Genomic DNA, 16880 nt, shown 5'->3' with positions numbered 1-16880 from the left:
TCAGGGGGGAAGTTCCAGCGTGCACGCCCCGTTGCGGGGCGTGCCGATCAACGGTGCTCAGGCGCCGTTCGGGCGCAGGGAGTAGGTTTTCAACTGCGCTGCGAAGTCGTGCAGGGCGTGAATGCCACTGGCTTCCGCCTCGTGCACCCAGTCTTTCATGGCGGCCAGCATGTCGTGACCATTGGCGCTGGTACGGGCCCAGATCTGCTGCAAGGCCAAGCGTTTCTCATAGATGGTCTTGAGTGCCTGGCTCTGCTCAAGCAGGGACTCGATGCGCACATGGTGACGCTCTTCGAGCAGGCTGGGTTCCCGCGACAGCAGGCGTTTGGCCCGGCGGAAGCGATGGCGTACCGACGCATCGACCTTGGCCAGTTCCTGTTTGACCAACGGGCCGATCACCAGCTTGCGGTACTGGGCCATGATCTGGAAGCGGTTGTTGAGGATGGCCATGGTGGTGTCCATGTCCAGGTTGGCCTTGCCTTCGACGCGATGGGCGATAGGCGCCACCCGTTGTACTTTGGCCAGCCGCAGCAGGCACAACAGGCGTATCCAGGCCCAGCCGGCATCGAACTCCCAGCGCTTGACCGACAGCTTGGCCGAATTGGGGTAGGTGTGGTGGTTGTTGTGCAGTTCTTCGCCACCGATGACGATGCCCCATGGCACCAGGTTGGTAGCAGCGTCGCGGCACTCGAAGTTGCGGTAGCCCACCGCATGGCCCAAGCCGTTGACCACACCCGCTGCCCAGAACGGAATCCACATCATCTGCACCGCCCAGATGGTGATGCCGATGGTGCCGAACAGCAGTAGGTCGAGCACCGCCATCAGGGCGATACCGCCATGTTTGTAGCGTGAGTAGAGATTGCGCTCGATCCAGTCATCCGGGCAGTTTTTGCCGTAGATGCGCAGGGTTTCGGGGTTGAGTGCTTCTTCCCGATAGAGTTCGGCGCCTTTGCGCAGCACCGTGCCCAGGCCTTTGTGCACTGGGCTGTGCGGGTCGTCCGGGGTTTCGCACTTGGCGTGGTGCTTGCGGTGCACTGCTGTCCACTCGCGGGTGTTCTGCGCCGTGGTCAGCCACAGCCAGAAGCGGAAGAAGTGCTTGAGCGCGCCATTGAGCTCCAGGGCACGGTGGGCGGAATAGCGGTGCAGGTAGATGGTGACGCTGATGATGGTCACGTGAGTCATCAGCAGGGTAACGCCAACCAGTTGCCAGGCCGACAAGTCGAGCAGACCGTAATACCACATAGGTGTCAAAACCCTCGAAGACACAGGGGAAGGCTCTGATTATCCCTTGGCAGGGAAATAAAACCAGTCACCCTTGCAGATAGGACGTCACGGCATGTTTCTGCCTCTATAATGCCCCATCATTTTTCATGGACTTTTGTTGCCGACATGTCTGTTTCCGTTCGCGACGCCTTGCGCATGGCCGCGCTGTATCTGGTGCTCTCGATCCTCTGGCTGGTGCTGTCAGAGGTGGTTTTGCGCAGCATGTCTGAAGACCCTCTGGCCTTGGCCGTGGGGCGGCAGATCAATGTTGTTCTATGGGTGCTGGCCAGCGCGGGGCTGATTTTCTTTACCCGTGCCCGCCTGCTCAATTTCATCGGTGTCGGCGCACGTCTTCGCAGCGAGGACCGCGCCCGCCTGCGTATGGCCGCAGCCGTGTTCGACAGTACCCTGGAGGGCGTGCTGGTCACTGACCGCCAGGGGCTGATCGTGCACGTCAACCGTGCCTTCATGCGGATCACGGGTTACCAGCAGGACGAAGTGCTCGGCCAGCGCCCGAGCAAGTTCAAGTCGGGCCGGCACGGCGTGCCGTTCTATCAGCAGATTTATGCCACCCTGGCAGAGAAGGGCGAGTGGAGCGGGGAGATATGGAACCGGCGCAAGAGCGGTGAAATCTACCCGCAATGGCAGACAATCCGCGCCATACACGATGATGGCGGTGAGATGACCCATTATGTCGCGGTTTTCAGCGACATCAGCGCGATCAAGCATACCGAGCAGGAACTGGCCTACCTGGCCCATCACGACCCCCTTACCGGCTTGCCCAACCGTCTGCTGTTCAACGACCGGGCCGAGCAGGCACTGGCTTCGGCACAGGCCAACAAGCGTGGATGTGCTTTGTTGCTGCTTGACCTTGACCACTTTCAAAGCATCAACGACGGCTTGGGCCACACCATCGGTGATCAGCTGCTCAAGCTGGTAGGCGAGCGTCTGGCCGAGGTGGTGGGCAATGGCGTGACCTTGGCGCGCCTGGGCGGTGACGAGTTTGGTGTGCTGGCAGAGAACTGCCAGCAGGTCGGCCAGGCCGGCAAACTGGCACAGGCGCTCATCGAACGCATGCGTGAACCGTTCGAGTTCGACGGGCATCGGCTGTTCATCAGCGTCAGCGTTGGCATCAGCCTGTTCCCCAGCGATGCGTTGAGCGCCGAACAGCTACTGCGCAACGCCGACTCGGCGCTGTTCAAGGCCAAGCACAATGGCCGCGCCTGTTACGCGCTGTACACCGAAGAGCTGACAGCACACGCCCAGCACCGGGTGGAAACGGCAGGCGAGCTGCGCCGTGCGCTTGCGCAAGACGAACTGCGGGTGTTCTACCAGCCGGTGTTCGACCTGTTCACCTCGAAGATGGTCGGGGTGGAGGCACTGGTGCGTTGGCAGCACCCGCAACGTGGCTTGGTGCCGCCAAGCGAATTCATCCCTATCGCCGAGCGTACCGGGCTGATTGCCGACATCGATGCCTGGGTGCTGCGCGAGGCGTGCCGGCAGATGGTCAGTTGGCAGGCTGACGGGCGCCTGCTCGAGTTCGTTGCGGTCAACATCTCCAGCCGGTTGTTCGGCCAGCGTGAGCTGTACCGGCAAGTGGCCGGGGTGTTGCACGAAACCGGTCTGGATCCGTCGCTGCTGGAGGTGGAGGTGACCGAGAGTGCAGTCATGGAAGACCCCGAAGTCGCGCTGGAGCAGTTGCACCGGCTGCGTGAGCTGGGCTTGAACCTGGCAATCGATGACTTTGGCACCGGCTACTCGTCGTTGCTGCGGCTAAAGCGCCTGCCGGTGCAGAAGCTGAAGATCGACCAGGGCTTCGTCGCCGGCTTGCCGGTGGATGACGACGACGTCGCGATCGTGCGGGTGATCATCGCCCTGGCCCGGAGCATGGGCATGCAGGTGCACGCTGAAGGCATCGAGCAGCCGGAGCAGGCCAGGTTCCTGCTGGAGCAGCAGTGCCAGCTGGGGCAGGGCTACTGGTTCGGGCGGCCCGTGCCGGCTGAGGGTTTGCGTTGGAACTGAGTAGGGCCGCTTCGCGCCCCATCGCCGGCTTGCCGGCGATGGGGCGGTGAAACGAATGCCGATTATTCGGAAGCCGCAGTCCCGAGAAACTTGCGCAAGAACTGCCGCGTCCGCTCTTCCTTGGGATTGGCAAACAGCGCCTTGGCCTCGCCCTGCTCGACGATCACCCCCTTGTCGAAGAAGATCACCCGGTTAGCGACATCACGCGCAAAGCTCATCTCATGGGTGACGATGATCATGGTGCGCTTTTCTTCCGCCAGGCCGCGGATGGTCGCCAGCACCTCGCCGACCAGCTCAGGGTCGAGCGCCGAGGTGGGTTCATCGAACAGAATCACCTCAGGTTCCATGGCCAGCGCCCGGGCGATGGCAACGCGCTGTTGCTGTCCGCCCGAAAGGCGTTTGGGGTAGGCGTCTTCCTTGCCTGCCAGCCCGACCTTGGCCAGCAGCTTGCGGCCCAGCTCGATGGCTTGGGCGCGGGGCGTCTTCTTGACGATCACCGGCCCTTCGATGACGTTTTCCAGCGCTGTGCGATGAGGGAACAGGTTGAAGCTCTGGAACACGAAGCCGGCCTGCTGGCGCAAGCGGCGAATGGCACTTTGCTGATTGCCAAGCGGGCGGTTGGCATCGATGCTGATGGCACCGATCTGAATGCGCCCGGCGTCTGGCGTTTCCAGCAGGTTGAGGCACCGCAGGAAGGTGGTCTTGCCCGAGCCGCTGGGGCCGATGATGGCCACCACTTCGCCCGGTTGCACGGTCAGGTCGATGCCGTTGAGCACGGTCTGGCCTTTGAACTGCTTGGTCAGGCCTTCTACTACGATCATCTTCAGTGCTCCTGGTCGTGCTGGTTGACCCGCGCTTCCATGCGGTTCTGGAAGTGCGCGAGGATGCTGCAGAGGACCCAGTAGACCACCGCAACGGCCAGGTACATGGTGAATACTTCGAAAGTGCGCGCAGTGATCAGCTGCGCCTGGCGGAACAGCTCGGGCACCTGGATGGTCGCCGCCAAGGCGGTGTCCTTGACCAGCGAGATGAAGCTGTTACCCAGCGGTGGCAATGCCGTGCGCAGTGCTTGCGGCAGGATCGCCCGGCGCATGGCCTGGGTGCGGGTCATGCCGATGCTGGCGGCTGCTTCCCACTGGCCACGGTCGATCGAGGAGATCGCCGCACGCAGGATTTCGCAGATGTACGCTGCCATGTTCAGCGACAGGCCAATCAGCGAGGCCGGGATCGGGTCGAGTTCGATGCCGATCTGCGGCATGCCGAAGTAGATCACGAACAGCTGCACCAGCAGCGGCGTGCCCCGGAAGAACGACACATAGATGCGTGCCAGCCAGTCCAGCGGCAGGATCTTCGACAGGCGCATCAGTGCCAGGGCAAAACCCAGTACCAGGCCGAAGAACATGCCGCCGACACTCAGCAGCACTGTATAACCCGCGCCCTTGAGCAGGAAGGGCGCGGAATCGACAACGAGTTGCAGGCTTTCAGCGATCATTTGGTGACATCGGCACCGAAGTATTTCTCGGACAGCTTGGCCAGGGTGCCATCGGCCTTGAGCTTGTCGATGGCCTTGTTGATGGCCGCCAGCAGCTCCGGCTCACCCTTGCGCAGGGCCACGCCGCTTTCCAGGCGCGAGAAGGCGTCGCCGGCAAGCTCGGTGTCCTTGGCTTTTTGCGCGTATTCCAGGGCGGCCAGGCGGTCGATCAGGATGGCGTCGATACGGCCGTTGCGCAGGTCGGCGAACTTGCTTGGGTCATCTTCGTAGGTGCGCACTTCAGCGTTCGGAACGTCCTGCTTCACCCACTGTTCGTAATTGGTGCCCAGGCCCACGCCGACCTTCTTGCCGGCCAGGTCCTGCGCGGTCTTGATGTTCAACTGCTCGGCTTTCTTCTTCAGGATCAGCGCCTGGATGCCGGAGACGGTGTAGGGCTCGGAGAAGTCGTACTTCTTCTTGCGCTCCTCGGAGATGGTCACTTGGTTGACCACCACGTCCAGGCGCTTGGATTCCAGCGCTGCAAGGATGCCATCCCATTTGGTTGGCTGGATCTTGGCCTTGACGCCCAGCTCCTTGGCCAGCAGTTCTGAAAACTCGACCTCGAAGCCGGCGAGCTTGCCGTTTTCATCCTGGAAGCTGAACGGCGGGTAGGTGCCCTCGAGGCCGACGTTGATCACGCCTTTTTCCTGGATGGTTTTCAGTTGCTCGCCGGCGAATGCCTGGCTGAACAGACCGGTGCCCAGCAGGATGGCCAGGCTGGCATTGAGAAGCGGTTTGGCGAATTTCGACATGTCAGGCCCCGCGCTTGTTGTGGAAGTGGTGGGTGGCGACTATAGGGTTGGCTTCATAGGCCAGGAAATAATAAAAACTTATTTTGTTATTTCCTTTTTGATCTGTGCCGGGTTTTGGCTGCTTTGAGGGTAGGCGACGATGCCGGGTCCGTCATCGCGGCTTATGCCCGACTTAGCGCAGGATGGAATAAAGCGTTGTTTTTTCCAAGGGGCTGATTTGCCGTAAAGTGGATTGCAAACTATCTGATTGGCCCTGGCAGGAGATCATCGTGAGCGAACAACCTTCATCCGCGCATTGGCAGTTGCACAATATTGTCAGCGGCCTGCGCAGCGCCCGTGAGCAGTGGCGAAGCCGCAATGGCCGCAGCATTGGCGAGCAGGGCGGGCGCGAATTGCCCTCGCGCGAGGCCATTCGCCAGGTCCTCGAGCAGTTGTGCGGTGCGCTGTTCCCGATGCGTTTGGGCCCGGTCGACCTGCGCGAAGAGAGCGAGGACTTCTACGTTGGCCACACCCTCGACGCCGCGCTGACCGCGTTGCTGGCCCAGGCACGTCTGGAACTGCGCTATGCCGCGCGCCAGAGCAATGCCGACCTGGCCGCCGTCGATGCCCAGGCACTGCGCCTGATCCAGGATTTTGCCGCCGCCCTGCCAGGCCTGCGCGTGCTGCTCGACACCGATGTACTTGCCGCCTACCACGGTGACCCGGCCGCGCGCAGCGTCGATGAAGTGCTGCTGTGCTACCCGGGCATACTCGCCATCATCCATCACCGACTGGCCCACCATTTGTACCAGGCCGGTTTGCCGTTGTTGGCACGCATCTGTTCGGAGCTGGCGCATTCGGCCACGGGTATCGATATCCACCCGGGCGCGCAGATCGGCCCGAGCTTCTTCATCGACCACGGTACCGGTGTGGTGATCGGCGAGACTGCAATCATCGGTGAGCGTGTGCGCATCTACCAGGCGGTGACCCTTGGCGCCAAGCGCTTCCCGAGCGATGAGTCGGGTACGTTGCACAAAGGCCTGGCCCGCCACCCGATCGTCGAGGACGATGTTGTGATCTATGCGGGGGCGACCATCCTGGGAAGGATCACCATTGGTAAAGGTTCGACCATTGGCGGCAATGTGTGGCTGACCCGGAGTGTGCCGGCCGAAAGCAACATTACCCAGGCCAATCTACAGTTGGATTGCCAGGGCAAGAATTGACCTGAATGCTTCACTGCCTGTACCGGCCCTATCGCCGGTGCAGGAATGCGCCGATCAGCAGCCCGGGTCGCATCGAATCCCGATCCATGTTTAACTTGAACGCTTGTTCAACGAAAAAACGCTGGTCCGCTGCCGGTGTTCAACAGGAGGATTCCTTTGCTGAACCCGTTCATTCCGAACCTCACGTCAATCGACGAGGTGCATGCCCCATGAGTGCACCGACCCCTTCCAACAGCCAGATCCGCATGAACCCTCCGGTGTTCTATTTTGCGGCAAGCTTCATCCTCATCTTCGGCCTGGTGGTCATCGCCCAACCGCAAGCAGCGGGCGACTGGCTCTTGGCAGCGCAGAACTGGGCGGCCAACACGGTCGGCTGGTACTACATGCTGGCCATGACCCTGTACCTGGTCTTCGTGGTGGTCACCGCCTTGTCCGGCTACGGCAAGATCAAGCTCGGTGCCGACCACGACGAACCCGAGTTCAGCTACCTGTCGTGGGCCGGCATGTTGTTCGCCGCCGGTATCAGCATCACGCTGTTCTTCTTCTGCGTTTCCGAACCCCTGACCCACATGCTCCAGCCCCCCCAGGGTGAGGCGGGCACGGCGGAGGCCGGGCGCCAGGCGATGCAGATACTGTTCCTGCATTGGGGCCTGCATGGCTGGGGCGTGTTTGCCTTCGTCGGCATGGCGCTGGCCTATTTCGCCTACCGCCACAACCTGCCGCTGGCTTTGCGTTCGGCGCTGTACCCGCTGATCGGCAAGCGTATCAACGGGCCGATCGGCTATGCGGTAGACGGTTTCGGCATCATCGCCACGGTGTTCGGCCTGGGCGCCGACATGGGCTTCGGGGTGCTGCACCTCAATGCCGGCCTCGACTACCTGTTCGGTATCAGCCATAGCCAATGGGTCCAGATCGCGCTCATCGTCCTGATGATGGGCGCTGCGGTGGCCGTAGCGGTCGCGGGGGTGGAGAAAGGTGTGCGGGTGATGAGCGACATCAACCTGTTCCTGGCCTGTGCCCTGCTGCTGTTCGTGCTGTTCGCCGGGCCCACCCAGCACCTGTTCAATACCTTGATCCAGAACCTTGGCGATTACCTCGGCGCCCTGCCACGCAAGAGCTTCGACGTTTACGCCTACGGCGAAAACCGCGACTGGCTGGGCGGCTGGACGGTGTTCTACTGGGCCTGGTGGATTGCCTGGGCGCCTTTCGTGGGGCTGTTCATCGCCCGTATCTCGCGTGGCCGCACCATCCGTGAATTCGTCTTCGGTGTGCTGCTGATCCCGCTGGGCTTCACCCTGGCGTGGATGTCGATCTTCGGCAACAGCGCGCTGGACCAGGTGCTGAACCACGGCATGACCGCGCTCGGCCAGTCGGCCATCGATAACCCGTCGATGAGCCTGTACCTGCTGCTGGAGACCTACCCGTGGAGCAAGACCGTCATCGCGGTGACGGTGTTCATCAGCTTCGTGTTCTTCGTCACATCGGCGGACTCGGGCACGGTGGTGCTGTCGACCTTGTCCGCCAAGGATGGCGGTGCTGATGAAGACGGCCCGAACTGGTTGCGGATCTTCTGGGGCGCGATGACCGCCCTGATCACCAGCAGCCTGCTGTTCGCCGGCAGCATCGATTCGCTCAAGTCGGCGGTGGTGCTGACCTCGCTGCCGTTCTCGTTGATCCTGCTGTGCATGATGTGGGGGCTGCATAAGGCGTTCTACCTTGAGTCGCAGCGCCAGATCGCCCAGTTGCATTCGCTGGCACCGTTCGCGCAGTCCCGCCGTGGCCGTGGTGGCTGGCGCCAGCGCCTGAGCCAGGCGGTGCACTTCCCGTCACGCGATGAGGTGTACCGCTTCATGGACGACGTGGTGCGCCCGGCGATTGCCGATGTGCGCGAGGTGTTCGAGCAGAAAGGCCTGGTACTGGTGACCCAGGATGACCCCAGCCATGACAACGTCAGCCTGAAAGTGGGCCATGGTGAAGAGCAGCCGTTCATCTATCAGGTGCAGATGCGCGGGTATTTCACACCGTCGTTCGCACTGGGTGGGTTGGGGACGCAGGATTTGAAGAACCGCCGTTATTACCGGGCGGAGGTGCACCTTAGCGAGGGCAGCCAGAACTACGACCTGGTGGGCTATAGCAAGGAGCAGATCATCAACGACATCCTCGACCAGTACGAGCGGCATATGCAGTTCTTGCATCTGGTCAGGTAGATCGCTGGGGCCGCTTTGCGGCCCTTTCGCGACACAAGGCCGCTCCTACAGGCCTGTAGTAGCGGCCTTGTGTCGCGAAAGGAGGCCAAAGGCCTCCCAAGGTTCTTTCAGAACGGCGCATCCCCCAGGATGGTCGCCCGATGCATCACCCGCCGGTTCGGCCGGTAATCATCCACCGCAAAATGCTGAGTGACGCGGTTGTCCCAGAACGCCACGTCGTTCTCCTGCCAGCGCCAGCGGATGCTGAACTCCGGCCGCGTCGCATGGGCGAACAGCAGCTTGAGCAGCGCCTCGCTCTCCAACTCGCTCAGCTCATTGATCCGCGTGGTGAACCCTTCATTGACGAACAACGCCTTGCGGCCGCTCACCGGGTGCGTACGAACAACCGGGTGTGACAGCGGCGGGTTGTTGCGCCGGGCCGCTTCCCAGCGCGCCAGGTCTTCAGGCGTAGTGCCAAAGCGCTCGAGCGGGAACGACTTGGTGAAATCGTGCGTTGCAGTCAGGCCATCGAGCATCTCACGCAGCGGGGCCGACAGGGCTTGGAAGGCGGCAATGCCGCTGGCCCACAAGGTGTCGCCGCCATAGGCCGGCAACTGCTTGGCACTGAGCACCGCACCCAGCGCCGGGGTCGGGAGGAAGGTCACGTCGGTGTGCCACACGGCATTATCGCGTACGTCGGTGACCGCAGTGTCGAGGATCAGCACCTGCGGGGTTTGCGGTACGTTGGGGTAGATCGGGTGGATGTGCAGGTCGCCGAAGCGCGCGGCAAAGCGCGCTTGCTGCTCGGGTGTGATCGGCTGGTCCCGGAAGAACAACACCTGGTGTTGGAGCAGTGCCTGCTCGATGGCGTCGCGCTGCTCGACGGTAATCTCGCCGCTGATGTCCACGCCGCTGATCTGGGCGCCGAGGGCCGGGCTGAGGGGGGTAACGGTCAGGCTCATGTCTTTTCTCACTCCAGGCGCCGGGTAGCCGGCGTGGTCAGTCCGCAATCGGTCAGTGGCTTTGCCCATGCCAGGGCACCAGCTTGCGCTGCAGGGCGCGCAGGCCCATCTCCAGGGCGAAGGCGATCAGGGCGATCAGCAGGATGCCCAGCACCACCACGTCGGTCACCAGAAACTGCGCCGCCGACTGCACCATGAAGCCCAGGCCGCTGGTGGCAGCGATCAGCTCGGCGGCTACAAGGGTCGACCAGCCCACACCCAGGCCGATACGGATGCCGGTGAGGATGTCGGGCAGGGCGCTGGGCACGATCACATGGCGGATCAGTTGCACCTTGGTCGCCCCCAGCGATTGCGCAGCGCGCAATCTGGCCGGGTCGACGGTGCGCACGCCGGTGGCCGTAGCGATGGCGATCGGGGCGAAGATTGCCAGGTAGATCAGCAGTACCTTGGACAACTCGCCGATACCGCACCAGATGACGATCAGTGGCAGGTAGGCCAGTGGCGGTATGGGGCGGTAGAACTCGATCAGTGGGTCGAGGATGCCGCGGGCCACACGGTTGTAGCCGATGGCGATACCGGCCGGGATGGCGGTCAGGGTCGCGGCAACCAGCGCCAGGCCGATGCGGCCCAGGCTCGCGCCCAGGTGTTGCCACAGGCTGGCGTCCATGTAGCCTTGGGTGAGCAAGCTCCAGGCTTTGGCCAGGATGTCGCCGGGCGCTGGCAGGAACAGTGGCTCGATCCAGCCGGCGGCGGTCACCAGCCACCAGACCAGCAGCAGGCTGGCCAGGGTTAGCGTGCTGATCCAGCGGGTGGAAAGTTGGCGGCGCGCTTTATCAACGGGCCGGGCTTGGCTGTCGCGCTTGCTGGCGACCGGCAGATCAAGGCTGCTCATGCGTGCTCCTGCAGGCTTTGGCGTTGAGAGAAAACCCGCGCCAGCACATGCTCGCGGGTTTCAATGAAGCGTGGGTCAGACTTGATGGCCCGGGCCGATTCGCCAGCGGCATAACGTTGGCCGAAGTCCAGCTGCAGGCGCTCGACCACGCGGCCTGGGTCTGGGGCCAACAGCACCAGTTCGGTTGCAAGGAATACGGCTTCTTCAATGTCGTGAGTGATCAGGAACACCGGTTTGGCGGTGCGCTGCCAGACCTGCAGCAACAGTTCCTGCATCTGCTCGCGGGTGAACGCATCGAGGGCGCCGAACGGCTCGTCCATCAGCAGTACCCTTGGGTCGGCCGCCAGCGCGCGGGCCAGGCCCACACGCTGCTTCTGGCCACCGGACAGTTGCCAGATGCGCCGCTCGCCAAAGCCATCCAGATCGACCAGTGCCAGCATTTCCCGTGCCTTGGCCTCTCGCTCGCCGCGTGCTACACCAGCCAGCTCCAAACCGAAGGCGACGTTGCCCAGCACGTTCTGCCACGGCAGCAGAGCATCGTCCTGAAACACCACGCCGCGTTCGGCGCCGGGGCCTTGCACCGGTACGCCGTCAAGGGTGATGCGCCCGCCGCTGGGGGCGACAAAGCCCGCGATCAGGTTGAGCAGCGATGTCTTGCCGCTGCCGGAGGGGCCCAGTGCTACCAGCAGCTGGCCTGGGCCCAGGCTGAGGTTGATGTCGGCCAGCACAGGGGTGCTGGCGCCGGGGTACTGTGCGCTGATGCGCTCCAGTTCTAGCAAGGCCATGACGGGCTCCGGATCAATTGGGCAAGAACTTGGCGCTGACGTAGGCCGAATAGTCCGGCAACACGGCGTCGACCTTGCCTTGCTGCTTGAGGAAGGTGGCGGTGTCGGTCAGCGCTTGAGTGGTCGGTGCACCCAGGGCGTTGGCCTGGTCGGCGGCCAGCGGGTAGACGTTGCCTTGCAACAGAGCAGGAATATCACTGGCCTTGGCACCGGACAGCTTCACCAGCTTGGCCACGTTGTCCTTGTTGGCAAGCCAGGCCTGCGGGTCTTTGCGGTAGTCGGCGTAGGCGTCGAGGGTGACCTTGGCGAAGGCTTTGACCACCTCGGGGTGCTTGTCGGCGAAGTCCTTGCGCACGATCCAGGCATCGAAGGTCGGTGCGCCTTTTTCGGCCAGCTCCCCGGAGGTGATCAGCACCTTGCCGTTTTCCTTGGCCACGCCCAGGGCCGGGTCCCAGACGTAAGTGGCGTCGATGTCGCCGCGCTTCCAGGCAGCGATGATCGCCGGTGGGGCGAGGTTGAGGATCTGCACCTTGGACGGGTCGATGTTCCAGCTCTTCAGCGCGGCCAGCAGGCTGTAGTGGCCGGTGGAAACAAAGGGCACGGCGACTTTCTTGCCGATCAGGTCTTGTGGGGTCTTGATGCTGTCGCGGGCCACCAGCGCTTCGCCGGCGCCGATCTGGGTGGCGATCAGGAAGGTTTCCACCGGCAGCTTGCGGGTGGCGGCAGCGGCCAGCGGGCTTGAGCCCAGGTAGCCGATCTGTACATCGCCGCTGGCTACCGCTGTGATCACATCGGCGCCGTTATCGAACTTGCGCCAGTCGATGCTGGCCTTGCTGGCTTTTTCGTAGTCGCCATCGACCTGGGCCACCTTGGCCGGGTCGACGGTGGTCTGGTAGGCGACGGTCAGGTCGGCGGCCTGGGCGAACCCGCTGGTGCCGGCGAGGGTCAGGGCGGCGAGCAGGCGCATTGGAGCGTGCGGGATCATGGTCGAACCTCTTGTCAGGCAATCGGTGTGATGAATGGCAAGAAGGCTAGATGATCTAAGAAATAGAAAATAAATAACGTTTTGGAATTAGCATAGGAGCCATTCGCTTTAAGCTGAAGGGCTTGATCAGGCTTCTGGGCGAAGACCAAGTGAAATGGTCGGTCTTTTTCCGCTTAACAGAGCGATTGGAAATAAGGATATGAGCAAACGTTTGCAAATAACCTAAAGCTATTACAAGCGTCTGCCGATACAGCTTTTGGCAGTAAAGGTTTCAACCATATGCCTTAAAAATCTTACAAATTCATAAAACGGTCATTTTGGATTTATAGGATTGTCATTATCCTGTAGCGCAGGTGGCGTCTTAGACCAAAGTCGTGAAATGTTCAGTAACGATTGACTTGCTGGTCACTCTTTGGGACTAAATCGCCAGTCCACGGTGAGCAGGGCATCAGATCCCGCCGCCAGAGATACACAAAAATTAGAACGTAGAGGAGCAAAACATGTACAAGTCCAGCCTGGCTCTGGCCGTGGCACTGGGGGTTCTCGCCCAACAAGCAGGCGCTGCCGGTTTCGTTGAAGACAGCAAATTGTCTTTGAGCTCGCGCACCATGTATTTCAATGGCGATAACCGTGATGGCGGTTCAGACAACCGCGAGTCGGGTCAAGGCTTCAAGCTCGACTACCTGTCCGGTTTCACCGAGGGCACCGTTGGTTTTGGCGTAGACGTTCAAGCGCTGTGGGGCATCCACCTGGATGGCGGCAAAGGTCATCACCCTGACAACAGCTCCTTCTTCCCAAGCGACAGCGACGGTTCGGCTGTAGACCAGTGGGCGCGTATCGGCGGCAACGCCAAGGCTCGCTTCTCCAAGACCGAAGTTCACTACGGTAGCGCCCTGGCGCCGAACCTGCCGATCCTGGTCTCCAACGATGGCCGTCTGCTGCCGCAAACCTTCGAGGGTGGCACCATCCAGTCGAAGGAAATCGACAACCTGACCATCAATGCCGGTCAGCTGACCCACGCCATGGGTCGTGCTTCGAGCAACCGTACTGGCCTGTCGGTCAACGGTGCGACTGCAGACAGCAACAAATTCATCTACGGCGGCCTGGACTACAAGCTCACGCCTGACCTGACCCTGCAGTACTACTACTCGAACCTGAAAGACTTCTACAAACAGCACTTCCTCGGTGCGACTCACGTCTTCAAGATTGCCGACGACCAGTCGTTCAAGACCGATCTGCGCTACTTCGACAGCAGCAGCGACGGCAAGAACGGCAGCTCGGGCGCGTACAACTTCAACAACAACGGTGGTTACGAGAAGAATGACGGCAAGGTCGACAACAAGACCTGGTCGGCCATGTTCACGTACACTCTGGGTGGCCACTCGCTGATGCTGGGTCATCAGCAAGTCAGCGACGATGGCGGCTTTGTCTGGCTGAACCAGGGCTCGGTCCGTGATGGTAATGGCCGTCCGGAAGGTGCTGGTGGCGCCAGCTTCTACCTGTTCACCGACAGCATGATCAACCAGTTCGCCAAGGCCGGTGAAAACACCACCTTCGGTCAGTACTCGTATGACTTCGCGCGTCTGGGTGTGCCAGGCCTGAAAGCTTCGGTTTCTTACCTGAAAGGTGAAGACGGCAAGAACGCCGTTGGCGGCGGTACCTTCAGCGAATGGGAACGTGACGCTCGCGTTGACTACGTTATCCAGGAAGGCACCTTCAAGGGCCTGGGCGCCAGCCTGCGTCACGGCGTATACCGTGGCACTGGCACCAGCTCGCTGGCTGACCAGGATCAGACCCGTCTGATCTTCAACTACACTTACAATTTCCTGTAAGCCGTAGCTGAACAAGAAGCCTCGCCTAGTGCGAGGTTTTTTTGTGCCTGCAACTCGAAGTGCGATTAAGTTATAAACAAATCATTATTTATTCTTTTTGTTTTTATCGGAATGCAGGCACATTGAACCTCACAAGGCCAGCCCATAGCCCAGGAGCCACACCCCATGAGCCTCAAACTCGGCGACATCGCCCCCGACTTCGAACAAGATTCCAGCGAAGGTACGATCCGCTTCCACGAGTGGCTCGGTAACAGCTGGGGTGTGCTGTTCTCTCACCCGGCCGACTTCACCCCGGTGTGCACCACCGAGCTGGGCCTGACCGCCAAACTCAAGGACGACTTCGCCAAACGTGGGGTCAAGGCCATCGCCCTGTCCGTAGACCCGGTCGACTCGCACCACAAGTGGATCGAGGACATCAACGAGACCCAGAGCACCGTGGTCAACTTCCCGATCATCGCCGACGCCGACCGCAAGGTTTCCGACCTGTACGACCTGATCCACCCGAACGCCAGCGACACCCTGACCGTGCGCTCGCTGTTCGTCATCGACCCGAACAAGAAGGTGCGCCTGACCATCACCTATCCGGCCAGTACCGGGCGCAACTTCAACGAAATACTGCGGGTGATCGACTCGCTGCAGCTCACCGACAACCACAAGGTGGCCACGCCAGGTAACTGGCAGGATGGCGACGAAGTGGTGATCGTGCCTTCGCTGAAGGATGAGGAAGAGATCAAGCAGCGCTTCCCGAAAGGCTACCGCGCTGTAAAACCCTACCTGCGGCTGACCCCGCAACCCAATCGCTGAAGCATTCTCGTTGCATTGCTCTTAGCCATAGCAGGGATATTCGGGCCGTTTCGACGGCCCTTTTTTATGCCTGCACAAACCGCTTCAGGCGTGGGGCTGCTGCGCAGCCCATCGCGACACAAGGCGCGGTTCCTCGTAGGAGCGGCCTTGTGTCGCGAAAGGGCCGCAAAGCGGCCCCAGTATCAAAGAATCGACAAAGTACTTTATGGAATAAATAAATGAAAAAATATGATTTATAGATATATATCCAGGCTGCTAATGTCACCCCAACAGAACACAAGGAAGCGCTTCAATGCTGGTCGTCTCAATCGGTGGTAGCCCCAGTACCCGTTCACGCTCCGGCGTGCTGCTCGAGCGTTCGCGCCAGTGGCTGCAGGACCGTGGCGCCGAGGTGGTGACCTTCCAGGTACGTGACTTCGCCGCTGAGGACCTGCTCCATGCGCGCTTCGACAGCCCGCAGGTGCAACACTTCCAGCAACTGGTGGCTCAGGCCGACGGCCTGATCGTCGCCACCCCGGCGTACTCAACGAACGCTTGATCAGTGCCCGCTGGAGCATCTGAACCGGCACAACGGCTTTATCGCGTCATCCACCTTACTCGCCCGTCAACGAGGCAAGCAGGTGCAACCCGAACCTACTCGCACAGGAGAGCGCCATGCGCACAGTCTTCTTGCGTCGTGGTCTGGTCGCCCTGTTTGCGGCGGCTGTGTCCTTCGGCGCCATTACCCAAGCCCAGGCTGAAAGCCTGCGTATCGGCTATCAGAAATACGGCACCCTGGTGCTGCTCAAAGCCAAGGGCACGCTGGAAAAGCGCCTGGCCGATCAGGGCATCCAGGTGCAATGGACCGAATTCCCAGGTGGCCCGCCGCTTCTCGAAGGCTTGAATGTCGGCTCCATCGACTTTGGCGTAACTGGTGAAACGCCGCCAGTATTCGCTCAGGCCGCCGGTGCCGATCTGCTCTATGTGGCCTACGAACCGCCTGCGCCGCACAGTGAAGCGATCCTTGTACCGAAGGGTTCGCCGATCCAGTCGGTGAAGGAACTCAAAGGCAAGAAAGTTGCGCTCAACAAAGGTTCGAACGTTCACTACCTGCTGGTCCGCGCCCTGGAAGAGGCCGGCCTCAAGTACAGCGAGATACAGCCCGTCTACCTGCCGCCGGCCGATGCCCGCGCCGCGTTCGAGCGTGGCAGCGTCGATGCCTGGGTGATCTGGGACCCGTACCAGGCCGCCGCCGAACAGCAGCTGCAGGCACGCACCCTGCGTGACGGCAAAGACCTGGTCGACAACCACCAGTTCTACCTGGCCACCCGCAACTACGCGACCCAGCATCCGGCTGTGATCAACGCCCTCATCGAAGAAGTACGCGCCGTGGGCAAATGGTCGCAGGCCAACCCGCAGGAGGTGACCGACCAGGTTGCTGCGCTGCTCGGGCTGCCCGCCGACATCACCCTGACTTCGGTCAAGCGCCAAGGCTACGGTGCCGCGCCGCTGACCCCCGAGGTGGTGGCCGCACAACAGAAAATCGCCGACACCTTCCAGGCGCTGAAGCTGATTCCCAAGCCGCTGAGCATCAAGGACGTGATCTGGACACCCCCGGCCAAGGTCGCCAGCGCGCCTTGATTGATTCGCCTGTGCCGGGGCGCCGCTGTGGCCCTCGCCATCTT

The 16880-nt window shown here is 61.5% G+C and carries 14 protein-coding genes and 1 pseudogene; 7 read left to right on the top strand and 8 right to left on the bottom strand.

The window, feature by feature from the left end; genetic code table 11:
• Nucleotides 1–57: 57 nt before the first annotated feature.
• Nucleotides 58–1242, bottom strand: a complete 1185-nt coding sequence (gene desA / locus EGJ09_RS20985) for a delta-9 fatty acid desaturase DesA (protein WP_046788210.1) — start codon at nucleotides 1240–1242, stop codon at nucleotides 58–60.
• A gap of 147 nt (nucleotides 1243–1389) precedes the next feature.
• Between desA and dibA the strand changes: the two genes are divergently transcribed.
• Nucleotides 1390–3285 carry a phosphodiesterase DibA gene (gene dibA, locus EGJ09_RS20980; RefSeq protein WP_046788211.1) on the top strand — a complete coding sequence of 632 codons (1896 nt, stop codon included), beginning with the start codon at nucleotides 1390–1392 and terminating at the stop codon, nucleotides 3283–3285.
• 62 nt (nucleotides 3286–3347) lie between these two features.
• On the opposite strand, the gene tcyN is transcribed toward dibA, so the two are convergent.
• The 3 genes from tcyN to tcyJ are packed head-to-tail and all read right to left on the bottom strand — an operon-like array spanning nucleotide 3348 to nucleotide 5568.
• Nucleotides 3348–4106, bottom strand: coding sequence for an L-cystine ABC transporter ATP-binding protein TcyN (gene tcyN / locus EGJ09_RS20975; protein WP_046788212.1), 759 nt, complete (start codon nucleotides 4104–4106; stop codon nucleotides 3348–3350).
• 2 nt (nucleotides 4107–4108) lie between these two features.
• On the bottom strand, nucleotides 4109–4777 hold the full coding sequence (tcyL, locus tag EGJ09_RS20970; RefSeq protein WP_039603142.1) for a cystine ABC transporter permease: 669 nt from the start codon (nucleotides 4775–4777) through the stop codon (nucleotides 4109–4111).
• Nucleotides 4774–5568, bottom strand: a complete 795-nt coding sequence (gene tcyJ, locus EGJ09_RS20965; RefSeq protein ID WP_115273135.1) for a cystine ABC transporter substrate-binding protein — start codon at nucleotides 5566–5568, stop codon at nucleotides 4774–4776. The genes tcyL and tcyJ overlap by 4 nt, the downstream gene beginning before the upstream one ends.
• A 269-nt stretch (nucleotides 5569–5837) precedes the next feature.
• Here tcyJ and epsC point away from each other — a divergent pair, with 269 nt between their 5' ends.
• Both epsC and betT read left to right on the top strand, forming a co-directional pair.
• Nucleotides 5838–6770, top strand: coding sequence for a serine O-acetyltransferase EpsC (gene epsC, locus EGJ09_RS20960; protein WP_046788213.1), 933 nt, complete (start codon nucleotides 5838–5840; stop codon nucleotides 6768–6770).
• Nucleotides 6771–7015: 245 nt separating this feature from the next.
• Nucleotides 7016–8977, top strand: coding sequence for a choline BCCT transporter BetT (betT, locus tag EGJ09_RS20955; RefSeq protein ID WP_217433396.1), 1962 nt, complete (start codon nucleotides 7016–7018; stop codon nucleotides 8975–8977).
• Between the two features lie 107 nt (nucleotides 8978–9084).
• On the opposite strand, the gene tauD is transcribed toward betT, so the two are convergent.
• From tauD to tauA, 4 genes are read right to left on the bottom strand one after another with little or no spacing between them, the layout of a single operon-like run.
• Nucleotides 9085–9918, bottom strand: a complete 834-nt coding sequence (gene tauD, locus EGJ09_RS20950) for a taurine dioxygenase (protein WP_125924697.1) — start codon at nucleotides 9916–9918, stop codon at nucleotides 9085–9087.
• A gap of 52 nt (nucleotides 9919–9970) precedes the next feature.
• Nucleotides 9971–10810: a taurine ABC transporter permease TauC gene (gene tauC / locus EGJ09_RS20945; protein WP_125924696.1), complete on the bottom strand. Its 840-nt coding sequence runs from the start codon at nucleotides 10808–10810 to the stop codon at nucleotides 9971–9973.
• Entirely contained in the window at nucleotides 10807–11595 is a 789-nt protein-coding gene (gene tauB, locus EGJ09_RS20940) for a taurine ABC transporter ATP-binding subunit (RefSeq protein WP_115273131.1), read from the bottom strand. Before tauB ends, tauC begins: the two co-directional genes overlap by 4 nt.
• 13 nt (nucleotides 11596–11608) lie before the next feature.
• Nucleotides 11609–12580: a taurine ABC transporter substrate-binding protein gene (gene tauA / locus EGJ09_RS20935; RefSeq protein WP_125924695.1), complete on the bottom strand. Its 972-nt coding sequence runs from the start codon at nucleotides 12578–12580 to the stop codon at nucleotides 11609–11611.
• Between the two features lie 500 nt (nucleotides 12581–13080).
• Here tauA and EGJ09_RS20930 point away from each other — a divergent pair, with 500 nt between their 5' ends.
• The 4 genes and pseudogenes from EGJ09_RS20930 to EGJ09_RS20915 all read left to right on the top strand — a co-directional run bounded on the left by EGJ09_RS20930 (nucleotide 13081) and on the right by EGJ09_RS20915 (nucleotide 16836).
• Entirely contained in the window at nucleotides 13081–14412 is a 1332-nt protein-coding gene (locus EGJ09_RS20930) for an OprD family porin (protein ID WP_046788217.1), read from the top strand.
• A 165-nt stretch (nucleotides 14413–14577) separates the two neighbouring features.
• A complete protein-coding gene (locus EGJ09_RS20925) occupies nucleotides 14578–15216 on the top strand; it encodes a peroxiredoxin (RefSeq protein WP_125924694.1) in 639 nt (212 codons plus the stop codon).
• A 292-nt stretch (nucleotides 15217–15508) separates the two neighbouring features.
• Nucleotides 15509–15748 (top strand): annotated as a pseudogene (locus tag EGJ09_RS20920) (NAD(P)H-dependent oxidoreductase); the annotation flags it as partial.
• Between the two features lie 122 nt (nucleotides 15749–15870).
• A complete protein-coding gene (locus EGJ09_RS20915; protein ID WP_125924693.1) occupies nucleotides 15871–16836 on the top strand; it encodes a sulfonate ABC transporter substrate-binding protein in 966 nt (321 codons plus the stop codon).
• Nucleotides 16837–16880 lie beyond the last annotated feature (44 nt).

Source organism: Pseudomonas sp. p106 (assembly GCF_003936645.1).
Lineage (GTDB): Bacteria > Pseudomonadota > Gammaproteobacteria > Pseudomonadales > Pseudomonadaceae > Aquipseudomonas > Aquipseudomonas putida_E.
Note: the sequence above shows the minus strand (reverse complement) of the source record. Positions and strands in the feature narration are given on the sequence as shown.